This window comes from Galbitalea sp. SE-J8, assembly GCF_030345695.1.
In the GTDB taxonomy this organism is placed as follows: domain Bacteria; phylum Actinomycetota; class Actinomycetes; order Actinomycetales; family Microbacteriaceae; genus JAUASV01.
In genome coordinates, this window is sequence record NZ_JAUASV010000030.1 from 18,034 (window position 1) to 30,770 (window position 12,737).

Below are 12,737 nucleotides of genomic sequence, written 5' to 3' on the forward strand. Positions count from 1 at the left end.
TCACTGAGACCGTTCTCTTCTCCATCGAAGCACGCTTGCATCCTGGTCGGCCGACGACGTTTACGTAAACATTCTGTCACGCGGACCGGCCGACGTGCTCACAGTACCCACCCCCGTGGCGCAACGCCAAGCGCACGGCGCCCATTCGTTTCTGTGTGTTACTCGATCGTTATCGCCGTGCGACCGCGCCTCAGCGCCTGTCGACGAACAGCGTCTGCGCCTCTTCGAGGGAGAGCCCGCGGGTCTCGGGCACCACGCGCAGCACGAAGGCGAACGACAGCGCCGCGAAGAGCGCGTACAGGCCGTAGGTGACGACGAGGGATGCCGAGGCCAGCGGCGGGAACGAGATCGTGATCACGAAGTTCGCGATCCACTGCGCGGCCGCCGCGACGCCGAGCGCGCGGGCGCGGATGCGGGCCGGGAAGATCTCGCCGAGCAGCACCCAGACCACCGGTCCCCACGACGCGCCGAACGCCACGACGAAGACGTTCGCGGCGACGAGCGCGATCGGACCCCACGCACCGGGCAGGGTCGGCGCATCCGCCGGTCCGACCGACTGGCTGAACGCGAGGGCCATCACCGCGAGCGACAGCGCCATGCCGGCCGAGCCGACGAGCAGGATCGGCTTGCGGCCGATCCGGTCGACGAGCGCGATCGCGACGAAGGTGACGACGATGTTCGTGATCGAGGTGATGACCGAGATCGTGAGCGAGTCGCTCTCCTGGAAGCCGACCGACCGCCACAGGGTGGTCGAGTAGTAGAAGATCACGTTGATGCCGACGAACTGCTGGAACACGCTCAGCGCGATGCCGACCCAGACGATCGGCTTGAGGCCGAGCGCCGGTCCGCGCAGTGCTCCCGTGCGCGCGCCTTCCTCGTCGATCTGGATGGCCTCGCGCATCTCGCGCAGGGCGCGGTCGACGTCCTCACCGGGCCACAGCCGGGCGAACTCGGCCGCGGCCTCCGTCTCGCGGCCGCGCATCACGAGGAACCGCGGCGACTCCGGCAGCCGCAGCGCGATCAGCCCGTAGACGATCGCGGGCACGGCGCCGGCGAGGAACATCCAGCGCCAGGCCTCGAGGCCGAACCAGAGCGTCTCGGACGCCGAGCCGGCCGCGGTCGCGAACAGCGCGTCGCTGAGCAGCGCGGCGAAGATGCCGATCGTGATCGCGAGCTGCTGGAGCGAGCCGAGGCGCCCGCGCAGCTGCTTCGGGCTGATCTCGGCGATGTAGGCGGGCGCGATGACGGATGCGATGCCGATGCCGACGCCGCCGACCACGCGCCAGACGATGAGGTCGGCCACGTCGAACGCCAGCCCCGCGCCGAGGGCGCTCGCGAGGAACAGGATCGCGCCCACCACCATCGCGGGCACCCGGCCCTTCCAGTCGGCGAGACGCCCGGCGAGGTAGGCACCCACCGCGCTGCCGAGCAGGGCGCACGCGACCGCGAGGCCGGTGAGCGTCGACGACAGCGCGAACCGGTCCTGCAGGGCGTCGACGGCGCCGTTCACGACCGAGGAGTCGAAGCCGAACAGGAAGCCGCCGATCGCGCCCGCGACGGCCAGCGCGATGACGCGGGCGTTCGACGCGGGGCGGGTGGACGGCGCGGTGGACGTGGTCGTGCTCGTGTTCATGACTCGCTTCTCTGCGACCGGAACCGGCCGTGTCCTCGCGATGCGACCGCGTCGTCGCCCCTCCACGCTAGTGCCTCTGCGCGGCTCGGACGAACGCGCGCGACGACCGCGCAGCGAACCCGTCAGACCAGGCAGTTCGGCCCGAGCAGGGTCTTCAGCTCGCCGTACAGGTCGGCCGACACGGTCACCGGGAACGGGATCTCGAACACCCGGGCCGCATCCCCCTTGACGAGCTTGAGGCGCACCTCGTTCGCCCCGACGTGCCGGATGAGCACGTCCGACAGCCGCTGCACCACATCCGTCGTCGCGCGGTGCTCCGGCATCGAGATCACGAGCGGGCCCGAGCCGATGCTCGCGCCGACGTCGGGGGTCATGAGCGAGACGGCGTGCAGGTTCATGCCGTCGTCGCGCGTCGCGACCCGGCCGCGCACCACGACGATCGAGTCCGCGGCCAGCGCGGGCGCGAACTCCTGGTAGGTCTTGCCGAGGAACATCACGCTCATCTCGCCGCCGAAGTCCTCGATCGTGACGATGCCGTACTGGTTGCCCGAGGTGCGGGCGATGCGGTGCTGCACGCTCGTCACGAGGCCGGCGATCGTGACCGTCTCGCCGTCGGATGCCGCATCCCCCGCGAGCAGGGCGGCGATGTCGTGCGTGTAGTGCTTCGCGAGCGCCGTCTCGAGGCCCGCGAGCGGGTGGTCGGAGACGTACAGTCCGAGCATCTCGCGCTCGAAGGCGAGCTTGTCGCGCTTGGCCCACTCCGGGCGCTGCGGCACCTTCGCGTGCGAGCCGGCATCCGTCTCCTCGGCCTCCCACAGGCTGTCGAAGTCGAAGCCGAACTGCCCGTTCGCCTCGTTGCGCTTCTGCGTGACGATGCCGTCGATCGTCTCCTCGTGGATCTCGATGAGCGCGCGCCGGGAGTCGCCCGACGAGTCGAACGCGCCCGCCTTGATGAGCGACTCGACGGTGCGCTTGTTCGTCACCTGCACGGGCACCTTGGACAGGAAGTCGTGGAAGCCCTCGAAGCGCCCCTTCTCCTCGCGCGCCGCGACGATCTGGTCGACGACCGCGAACCCGACGTTGCGCACCGCGCCGAGGCCGAACCGGATGTCGCTGCCGACGGCCGTGAAGAAGCCGATCGACTCGTTGACGTCGGGCGGCAGCACCCGGATGCCCATCCGTCGGCACTCGTTGAGGTAGAGCGCCATCTTGTCCTTGGAGTCGCCGACGCTCGTGAGCAGCGCGGCCATGTACTCGGCCGGATAGTGCGCCTTCAGATAGGCGGTCCAGTAGCTCACGACGCCGTACGCGGCGGAGTGCGCCTTGTTGAACGCGTAGTCGGAGAACGGCAGCAGGATGTCCCAGAGCGTCTTCACCGCGGCATCCGAATAGCCGTTGTCGTGCATGCCCGCCGAGAAGCCCGCGTACTGCTTGTCGAGCTCGCTCTTCTTCTTCTTGCCCATCGCGCGGCGCAGGATGTCGGCCTGGCCGAGGCTGAACCCGGCGACCTTCTGCGCGATCGCCATCACCTGCTCCTGGTAGATGATCAGGCCGTAGGTGGTGTCGAGGATGTCGGCGAGCGACTCGCGGAACTCGGGGTGGATCGGCGTGATCGGCTGCTGTCCGTTCTTGCGCAGCGCGTAGTTCGTGTGCGAGTTCGCGCCCATCGGGCCCGGCCGGTAGAGCGCGATGACGGCGGAGATGTCCTCGAAGTTGTCGGGCTTCATGAGCCGCAGCAGGGAGCGCATCGGCCCGCCATCGAGCTGGAACACGCCGAGCGTGTCGCCGCGCTGCAACAGGTCGTAGGCGGCGGGGTCCTCGAGCTCGAGCCGTTCGAGGTCGAGGTCCTCGCCCCGGTTGGCCCGGATGTTGTCGAGCGCGTCCGAGATGATCGTCAGGTTGCGCAGCCCGAGGAAATCCATCTTGATGAGGCCGAGCGCCTCGGCCGACGGGTAGTCGAACTGCGTGACGATCTGGCCGTCCTGCTCACGCTTCATCACCGGGATGACCCGGTCGATGGGCTCGCTCGACATGATGACGCCGGCCGCGTGCACGCCCCACTGGCGCTTGAGGCCCTCGAGGCCGAGGGCGGTGTCGAAGACCTTCTTGGCCTCGGCATCCGTCTCGATGATCGCGCGGAGGTCGACGGCCTCCTTGTAGCGGGCGTGGTCCTTGTCGATCACGCCCGTGAGCGGGATGTCCTTGCCCATGATCGCGGGCGGCATCGCCTTGGTGAGCTTCTCGCCCATGCCGAACGGGAAGCCGAGCACGCGCGAGGCATCCTTGAGCGCCTGCTTGGCCTTGATGGTGCCGTAGGTGACGATCTGGGCGACGCGCTCGTCGCCGTACTTCTCGGTGACGTACTTGATCGTCTCGCCGCGGCGGCGGTCGTCGAAGTCGACGTCGAAGTCGGGCATCGAGACCCGGTCGGGGTTGAGGAAGCGCTCGAAGATGAGGCCGTGCCGCAGCGGGTCGAGGTCGGTGATCCGCATCGCGTACGCCGCCATCGATCCGGCGCCGGAGCCGCGACCGGGACCGACGCGGATGCCGTGGTCCTTCGACCAGTTGATGAAGTCGGCGACGACGAGGAAGTACCCCGGGAAGCCCATCTGGGTGATGACGCCGATCTCGTAGTCGGCCTGCGCCTGCGACTCGGGCGGGATGCCGTCGGGGTAGCGCGCCTCGAGGCCGCGCTGCACCTCCTTGACGAACCAGCTCGCCTCGGTCTCGCCCTCGGGCACCGGGAAGCGCGGCATGTAGTTGGCGCTCGTGTCGAACTCGACGTGTGCGCGCTCGGCGATGAGCAGCGTGTTGTCGCACGCCTCCGGGTAGTCGCGGAACAGCCGCCGCATCTCGGCCGGGCTCTTCAGGTAGAACTCGTCGGCGTCGAACTTGAACCGGTTCGGGTCGTCGAGGGTCGAGCCGGACTGCACGCACAGCAGCGCGGCGTGCGCGGTCGCGTCGTGCGCGTGCGTGTAGTGCAGGTCGTTCGTCGCGACGAGCGGCATGCCGAGCTTCTTCGCGAGCGCGATGAGCTCCTGCATGGTGCGCTTCTCGATAGCGATGCCGTGGTCCATGACCTCGGCGAAGAAGTTCTCCCTGCCGAAGATGTCCTGGAACTCGCCGGCCGCCCTGTAGGCCTCGTCGACGAGGCCGAGCCGCAGCTTGGTCTGCACCTCGCCGCCGACGCATCCGGTGGTCGCGATGACGCCCTTGGCGTAGCGCTGCAGCAGGTCGCGGTCCATCCGCGGCTTGAAGTAGTAGCCCTCCTTCGAGGCGAAGCTCGACGCGAGAAAGAGGTTGTGCATGCCCTCGGTCGACTCGGCGAGCAGCGTCATGTGCGTGTACGCGCCGCCGCCGCCGACATCGTCCTGCTCCTGGCCCTGACGCCCCCAGCGCACCCGGGTCTTGTCCGTGCGCGCGGTGCCGGGGGTCAGGTACGCCTCGGTGCCGATGATCGGCTTGATGCCGGCCGCGGTCGCCTTCTGCCAGAACTCGAACGCGGCGAACATGTTGCCGTGGTCGGTGACCGCGAGGGCCGGCATCCCGGCCGCGACCGCTGCGTCGATCAGGGGCCCGATGCGGGCCGCTCCGTCGAGCATCGAGTACTCGCTGTGCACGTGCAGGTGCACGAAGGAATCGTCGCTCGGCGCCACTGTTCCGCTGTGCCTGCCTCTCGGGTCTCGCTCGGGCGTCCAGCCTACGCGCGAGCACCGGCGGCGGCCGGTCCGACCCGCGGACGCGCCACTACACCTCCGCGAGCACGTCGAGCGCGTGCTGCAGGTCGGCCGGGTAGCGCGAGGCGAACGCGACGCGCTCCCCCGTCGCCGGGTGCGTGATCGCGAGCCGCATCGCGTGCAGCCACTGCCGGGTGAGCCCGAGGCGCTCGCTGAGCACCGGATCGGCGCCGTACATGGCGTCGCCGACGCACGGATGCCGCTGCGCCGACATGTGCACGCGGATCTGGTGCGTGCGCCCGGTCTCGAGATGCACCTCGAGCAGCGAAGCCGCGCGGAACGCCTCGAGGGTCTCGTAGTGGGTGACGCTCGGCTTGCCGTCCGCCGTGACCGCGAAACGCCATCCGGCGCCCGGGTGCCGTCCGATCGGCGCGTCGATCGTTCCGGCCGACGGATCGGGGTGCCCCTGCACGACGGCGTGGTAGATCTTGTCGACCTCGCGATCGTGGAACTGCCGCTTGAGCTCGGTGTACGCCCGCTCGGACTTCGCGACCACCATGAGCCCGCTCGTGCCGGCGTCGAGGCGGTGCACGATGCCCGCGCGCTCGGCCGCGCCGCTCTCCGAGACGCGGAACCCGGCGGCCGCGAGGGCGCCGAGCACGGTCGGCCCCTCCCAGCCCATCGACGGATGCGCGGCGACGCCGACCGGCTTGTCGACGACCACGAGGTCGTCGTCGTCGTACACGATGCCGAGCTCGGGCACCGCGACCGGCACGACGCTCGGCTCGCTCTTCGGCGTCCACTCCACCTCGAGCCAGGTGCCCGCGGTCAGCCGGTCGGAGCGCCCGGCCGCGCGGCCGTCGACCGTCACGCCGCCGGCGTCGGCGACCTCGGCCGCGAACGTGCGCGAGAAGCCGAGAAGGCGCGCGAGCGCGGTGTCGACCCGCTCGCCCGCGAGCCCGTCGGGAACCGGGAGGCTGCGGGACTCGGGCATCAGGCCCGCTCGCCCGAGCCGGACGCGGCATCCGCTCCGGACGCGTCGGGCGCTCCGGACGCGGGGGCGGGCGCGGCGGGAGGGGCCCCGCTCGCGTCCACGGCATCCGTCGGGGCGTCGGTGCTCACCGCGCGGTGCGCGCCGCCGTGGCGACGGCCGTCGAGACCGATGCCCCGCAGGGTGAGCAGCACGAACAGCGCCATGCTCGCCACGATGGACATGTCGGCGACGTTGAAGATCGCCGGGAAGCCCCAGAGCTGCACAAAGTCGACGACGTGGCCCACGCCGAAGCCGGGCTCGCGCACGAGCCGGTCGGTGAGGTTGCCGGTCGTGCCGCCGAGCAGCAGGCCGAACAGCACCGCCCAGCCGGGCGAGCGGATGCGGCGCGCGAACACGACGATGAACACCGCGACGGCCGTCGCCACGATCGCGAACACCCAGGTCGTTCCGGACAGCAGCGAGAACGCCGCCCCGGGGTTCTTGACGAGGTGCAGGGACACCAGGTCGCCGACCAGGGGAACCCGCTCCCCGTCGGCGAGGTTCTCGGTGATGGCGAACTTGGCGAGCTGGTCGAGCCCGTAGACCACGATGGCGACGCCGACGAACAGGCTGAGCACGGCAGTGCTCCCGCGCCGGGGCGCGGGAGCACTCACGCTCGGGTCGGCGTCGGAGTCAGCCCTGGCCAAAACCGGGGAAGCTCTGCGGCTGCGACGACGGCGCCGGGTAGTCCTCGGCGGCCGAGAACTCGGGCACCGAGAACTCCTCCGGGGCCGCGTACTCGCGCGGAGCGGGGTAGTCCTGCGCGGGCTGCGCCGGGTAGCCCTGCGGCGCGGCGGGCGCGCCCGGGACCACCGGGCTCGCAGCGGTCGTCGCGGACGGGGCGGCGACCGGCACGGATGCCGTCGTCGTCGCCGCACCCTCGAGGTCGCGCAGCTGGCCCTCGATGTAGCTCTTGAGCTTGGCGCGGTAGTCCCGCTCGAACGCCTTCAGGCCGTCGACGCGGCCCTGCAGCTCGACGCGCTCCTGCTCGAGCGTGCCGAGGTGGACCCGCTGCTGCTGCTCGAGCTCCTGCACCCGGGCACGCACGCCGGCCTCGGCCTCGGCCACGCGCGCCTGCACGGCCTGCTCGACCTCCTGCACGCGAGTCTGGGCGGCCTGCTCGACCTCCTGCACGCGCGCCTGCGCGGCCTGCTCGGCCTCCTGCACGCGGCCCTGCGCGGCCTGCTCGGCCTCCTGCAGCACGCGCTGCGCCTGAGCCTGGCCCTCGGCGATGAGAGCGTCACGCTTCTCGACGCCCTCGCGCACGTGTTCCTCGTGCAGGCGGCGGGCGAGCTGCAGCAGGTTGTTCGTGTTGTTCGGGTCGAGCGGGTTCGCGTCGACCTGCGGGGCCACGTACGCGGGCGCGGGCGCGGCGGGCGGCGCCCCGAACGGGTCCGCGGTCTGACCGAACGCCGGCGCCGGGGCGGCGGACGCCTGTCGCTGAGCCTCGGCGACCCGCTGCTCGCTCGCGACGAGCCGCTGGCGCAGCTCCTCGTTCTCCTGGCCGAGGCGGCGCAGCTCGACCACGACCTCGTCGAGGAAGTCGTCGACCTCGTCCTGGTCGTATCCCTCGCGGAACTTGGTGGGCTGGAATCGCTTGTTGACCACGTCTTCGGGCGTCAGAGCCATGGGGGCGTCACCTCGGATATCTGCTGGTTGCGCGGGGGGCCGTCGATCGCGGCGCCCGGTACGTCACGGGACGGACGGGACTGATCCCCCGCCGCCCGCGCGCGACGCAGTCCAGCGTACAACGCGCGCCTGGACGGCCACCATGCGTGCCGCGCCGGTTCGCGCGAGCCCGGGCGTGTCGCCGCGCCGGCGGTCAGCCGATGAGCACGGCCACGAGGGAGCTGACCAGGATGGCCACGAGGAGCACGATCGTCCAGGCCAGATCGAGCGCGATGCCGCCGAAGCGCACCGGCGGCACGAGCCGGCGCACGAGCTTGATCGGCGGGTCGGTCACGGTGAAGGTCGCCTCGGCGAGCACAAGGCCGATGCCGCGCGGGCGCCAGCCGCGTGCGAACGCGGCCACCAGGTCGAGCACGAGCCGCACCCACATCACGACGATGAAGACCGTGATGGCGATGTACACGATCGTGGCGGGGATGGAGACGATCGGCGACACGTCCGAAACACTACCGGCCGGAGCGGATCCCGCTCGGGCATCCGCTCCGGCCGGAGCGGGGGTATCGGCCGATCCGCAGCGCGGACCGGGATGCTACTGGCCGAAGAAGGCCGCGTCGATGTCCGCCTCGTCCTCGGCGGCGTCGCCGCTCACCGCGACGTGCTGCGGGGACAGCAGGAACACCTTGTTCGTGACGCGCTCGATCTTGCCGTAGAGACCCTCGGCGAGTCCGCTGGCGAAGTCGATCAGCCGGCGCGCGTCGGGCTCGGTCATCTGCGAGAGGTTCATGATCACCGGGATGCCCTCGCGGAAGTTCTCGGCGATGACGCGGGCGTCCTTGTACTGGCGCGGGTGCACCGTGAGGATCTCGTTCATCTCGTGGTGACCCGCCTGACGTGCGGGCGTCGAGCGACGCAGGGGTGTCACGGCGGCGCGGGTAGGCGCTGGCTGCTGCTGGTGCACGACGGGCGTCGGCGCCACCGGAGCCGCCGGCTGCTGGTAGTCGTCGTACTCCTCGTCGGCGAGGCCGAGGTAGACCATGGTCTTGCGCAGGGGGTTGGCCATCGGAGCTCCTGAGGGGGTGTGCGCGTTCGGGGACAGTGCGACCCTAAGGCTGAGGTGGACGGTTTCCCGTGATTGCCGTGCCGATGCGCAGGTGTGTCGCGCCCTCGGCGATCGCGTCGGCGAAGTCGCCGGACATCCCCATCGAGAGCGCGGAGGCCTCCGGTTCGATCGCGCGCACCCGCTCGCCCAGCTCGCGCACGCGCGCGAACGCGGGCCGTGCGGGCTCGCCGAGCGGCGCGACGGCCATGAGCCCGCGCAGCCGGATGCCACGCGTCGCGACCGCGCGCTCCGCGAGGCGCTCGACGGCATCCGGCGCGACGCCGCCCCGGCCCGGATCGTCCGTGAGGTTCACCTGCAGCAGCACGTCGAGCGGCTCGTCGCCCGCGAGCGCATCGAGAACGGATGCCCGGTCGACCGAGTGCACGACCGCGGCGTAGCGGCGCACGGCGCGGGCCTTGTTGCTCTGCAGCTGGCCGATGAAGTGCCAGGTGAGCGGCAGGTCGGCGAGCTCCGCCGCCTTCGCGCTCGCCTCCTGGTGGCGGTTCTCCCCCACGTCGCGCACGCCGAGCCCCGCGAGCGAGCGCACGAGCGAGGCCGGGTGGAACTTGGTGACGACGATCGTCGTGATCGTCGCGGGATCGCGGTCGGCGGCGCGCGCGGCATCCGTCACCCGCTGCCGCACGGCGGCGAGCCGCTCGGCGAGCGCTCCGTCAGGCGCGGTCACGCGTCACTTGAGGAAGTCGGGCACGTCGAGGTCGTCGTCGTCGTCGAACGTGCGGTCCGCCGGCAGCGCCGCCGCGGGAGCCGCGGGCTCGGCGGCCCAGGCCGGGACCGGTGCGGGCGAGGACTGGGCCGGGGCCGCGGCCGGCGGTGCGGCCGGGAACGTCGGCGCGTCGGCATCCGTCTGCTGGAAGTTCGTGCGGCGCTGCTCGGCGGGCTTCGCGGTCGGCTCGCCGCCGTCGAAGCCCGCGGCGATGACCGTGACGCGCACCTCGTCGCCGAGGGTGTCGTCGATGACCGCGCCGAAGATGATGTTCGCCTCGGCGTGCACTGCCTCCTGCACGAGCCGGGCCGCGTCGTTGATCTCGAAGATGCCGAGGTTCGAGCCGCCCTGGATCGAGAGCAGCACGCCGTGCGCGCCGTCGATCGAGGCCTCGAGCAGCGGGCTCGCGACGGCGAGCTCGGCGGCCTTGATGGCTCGGTCCGCGCCGCGCGCCGAGCCGATGCCCATGAGCGCGCTGCCCGCGCCCTGCATGACGCTCTTGACGTCGGCGAAGTCGAGGTTGATGAGGCCGGGGGTGGTGATCAGGTCGGTGATGCCCTGCACACCGGCGAGGAGCACCTGGTCGGCCGTGGAGAACGCCTCGAGCATCGAGATGCCGCGATCGCTGATCTCGAGCAGGCGGTCGTTGGGCACGACGATGAGGGTGTCGACCTCGCTCTTGAGGCTCGCGACGCCCGTCTCGGCCTGCGCCTGGCGGCGCTTGCCCTCGAAGCCGAACGGCTTCGTGACGACGCCGATGGTGAGCGCGCCGATCGACTTCGCGATGCGGGCCACCACGGGCGCACCGCCCGTGCCGGTGCCACCGCCCTCACCCGCCGTGACGAACACCATGTCGGCGCCCGCGAGTGCCTCCTCGATCTCCTCGGCGTGGTCCTCGGCGGCGCGTCGGCCGACCTCGGGATCGGCGCCGGCGCCGAGTCCGCGGGTGAGCTCGCGGCCCACGTCGAGCTTGACGTCGGCGTCGCTCATGAGCAGCGCCTGCGCGTCGGTGTTGATCGCGATGAACTCGACGCCGCGCAGGCCCATGTCGATCATGCGGTTCACGGCGTTGACACCGCCGCCGCCGATGCCGACGACCTTGATCACCGCGAGGTAGTTCTGGTTCGAGGTCACAGCCTGCGCCTTCCGGAGGGTTCTGTGGCAACCTTCAACCTCAACTTGAGATTAAAAGTTTTGCTCACCATGGTGGGTCGTGTTCGAGGGTAGGCGGATGCGCGGCGCCGACCCGGCAGGCTCTGCGCGTGTCGCGCGATCGCACGAGGGCCATAGCGCCACAGCGCCCCAGCGCCGTCGCTGAGGGGACGCATCTGGTCGGTATGCGCTCCCCTATTCCAACAGAATGCGACCCCTCAACCGCCGCTTGCTCGCGCGCGCGGCGACCCTGCCGAGCGAGATCATCAGCGCGATGGCCCCCGCGCTCGACCTCGCACTCACGGATGTCGTCGCCCGGCCACGCGGAAGCTCGCGTCCGACGAGCAGGCGTTCCTCGATCGCGCGGGAGCGGCATCCGTTCTCGCTGAGGGGACGTATCTGGTCGGTATGCGCTCCCCTATTCCAACAGAATGCGACCCCTCAACCGTCGCTTGCTCGCGCGCGCGGCGACCCTGCCGAGCGAGATCATCAGCGCGATGGCCCCCGCGCTCGACCTCGCACTCACGGATGTCGTCGCCCGGCCACGCGGAAGCTCGCATCCGACGAGCAGGCGCTCCTCGATCGCGCGGGAGCGGCATCCGTTCTCGCTGAGGGGACGCATCCGGTCGGTATGCGCTCCCCGATTCCAACAGAATGCGACCCCTCAACCGCCCGAGTCGCCGCCGTCGGTGGTGTCCGGCGCGATCGCACCCACGAACGGGCTCGTCGGCGCGGAGACGTTGTACTCGACCTTGTCGCCCGACTTCTGCGCCGCGATGAGCGCCGCGAGCACCTTCGCCTTGAGCGGGCCGTCGTCCGCGCTGCCCCAGAACACGCGCTGACCCACGTCGGGCAGACCGAATCGCACATCGTCGCTCGTCGTGGCCTCGAGCCAGCCGACCCGCGCGCGCAGGTCGGAGGGCAGGCTCAGCAGCACGCCGATCTCGGCCGTGAACGCGCGCGACCCGATGCCGTCGCCGGCCGGCAGGCGCAGCACGGGCGCGCCGTCCGGGCGCGTGTCGAGCGACTGCACGACGACGCCCGCTGGGTCGACGAGCCGCCACTGCGCGCCGACCGCGACGACCGCGACGGGCTGCCGTTCGACGACCGAGATGACGAGCGTCGAGGGCGGCACGACCTCGGTCGTGAAGCTCTCGATGAGCGGATCGTCGCCGAGCCGGGCACCGATCGCGTTCACGTCGAGCAGGGCGAGCGGGGTGCCGAACTGGTCGGCCGCGGCCGCCCGGACGGTGGCCGGGTCGACGCGGTCCGTGCCGCGCACGTCGACCGTGCGCAGGGACAGGATCGGCGAGAACACGGCGACCGCGAGCATCACGAGCAGCACGACCACGAAGCCGGCCGCCGTGACGAGCGCGACGCGCCGACGCCGGCTGCGCTTCGTGAAGCGCTTGACCTCGCCGCGCTCGAAGCGCCGGCGCTCGCGGATGGCCCGCTTGAGCTCGAGCCGTGCCCGCTTCTCCTCGAGGGTCGCGCTCGGATCGGGGCGGGCGGCGGTCGGCGAGGCGCGCCCCGGCCGCGCAGACCCGGCCCGTGCTGACTCGGACCGTGCTGACTCGGCCCGTGCCGACTCGGCCCGCGCAGGCTCGGCCCGCGCGGACTCCGATCGTGCGGATGCGGGCCGGGCGGATGCGGGCCGGGCGCGCGGCGCGGGGGCGGCATCCGAGCGCGCGGGCTGCGCGCGCGCCTGTGGCGCGCGCGGCTGTGGCGCGGCCGGCTGCGGCGCGGGCTGCGCGCGCGGCTGCGGCGCGGGCGGCGCGGCCGGGGCGCTC

At 71.5% G+C, this 12,737-nt stretch carries 10 protein-coding genes; all 10 read right to left on the reverse strand.

Translation table 11 applies throughout. The features are described 5' to 3' along the window. Window positions 1-190: 190 nt before the first annotated feature. Entirely contained in the window at window positions 191-1,768 is a 1,578-nt protein-coding gene (locus tag QT381_RS14675; protein ID WP_289249794.1) for a sugar porter family MFS transporter, read from the reverse strand. Then, window positions 1,756-5,289, reverse strand: coding sequence for a DNA polymerase III subunit alpha (gene dnaE / locus QT381_RS14680; RefSeq protein ID WP_289249785.1), 3,534 nt, complete (start codon window positions 5,287-5,289; stop codon window positions 1,756-1,758). Before dnaE ends, QT381_RS14675 begins: the two co-directional genes overlap by 13 nt. 91 nt (window positions 5,290-5,380) lie before the next feature. After that, the gene (locus tag QT381_RS14685) at window positions 5,381-6,304 is read right to left on the reverse strand and encodes an RluA family pseudouridine synthase (protein WP_289249786.1); all 924 of its coding nucleotides are present in this window, start codon (window positions 6,302-6,304) and stop codon (window positions 5,381-5,383) included. Further along, complete coding sequence (gene lspA, locus QT381_RS14690) at window positions 6,304-6,921, reverse strand: signal peptidase II (protein ID WP_353889790.1); 618 nt, start codon at window positions 6,919-6,921, stop codon at window positions 6,304-6,306. Before lspA ends, QT381_RS14685 begins: the two co-directional genes overlap by 1 nt. A gap of 55 nt (window positions 6,922-6,976) precedes the next feature. Then, window positions 6,977-7,972 carry a DivIVA domain-containing protein gene (locus tag QT381_RS14695; RefSeq protein ID WP_289249788.1) on the reverse strand — a complete coding sequence of 332 codons (996 nt, stop codon included), beginning with the start codon at window positions 7,970-7,972 and terminating at the stop codon, window positions 6,977-6,979. Between the two features lie 193 nt (window positions 7,973-8,165). Further along, window positions 8,166-8,468 (reverse strand): YggT family protein, encoded by a 303-nt coding sequence (locus QT381_RS14700; protein WP_289249789.1) that lies wholly within the window; start codon window positions 8,466-8,468, stop codon window positions 8,166-8,168. 93 nt (window positions 8,469-8,561) lie between these two features. Then, the gene (locus QT381_RS14705; RefSeq protein WP_289249790.1) at window positions 8,562-9,032 is read right to left on the reverse strand and encodes a cell division protein SepF; all 471 of its coding nucleotides are present in this window, start codon (window positions 9,030-9,032) and stop codon (window positions 8,562-8,564) included. A 43-nt stretch (window positions 9,033-9,075) separates the two neighbouring features. Then, window positions 9,076-9,756, reverse strand: a complete 681-nt coding sequence (locus QT381_RS14710; protein ID WP_289249791.1) for a YggS family pyridoxal phosphate-dependent enzyme — start codon at window positions 9,754-9,756, stop codon at window positions 9,076-9,078. 3 nt (window positions 9,757-9,759) lie between these two features. Continuing rightward, window positions 9,760-10,929, reverse strand: a complete 1,170-nt coding sequence (gene ftsZ, locus QT381_RS14715; protein ID WP_289249792.1) for a cell division protein FtsZ — start codon at window positions 10,927-10,929, stop codon at window positions 9,760-9,762. A gap of 682 nt (window positions 10,930-11,611) precedes the next feature. Next, window positions 11,612-12,737 (reverse strand): FtsQ-type POTRA domain-containing protein (locus tag QT381_RS14720; RefSeq protein ID WP_289249793.1); only part of this gene is annotated, 1,126 nt, incomplete at its 5' end.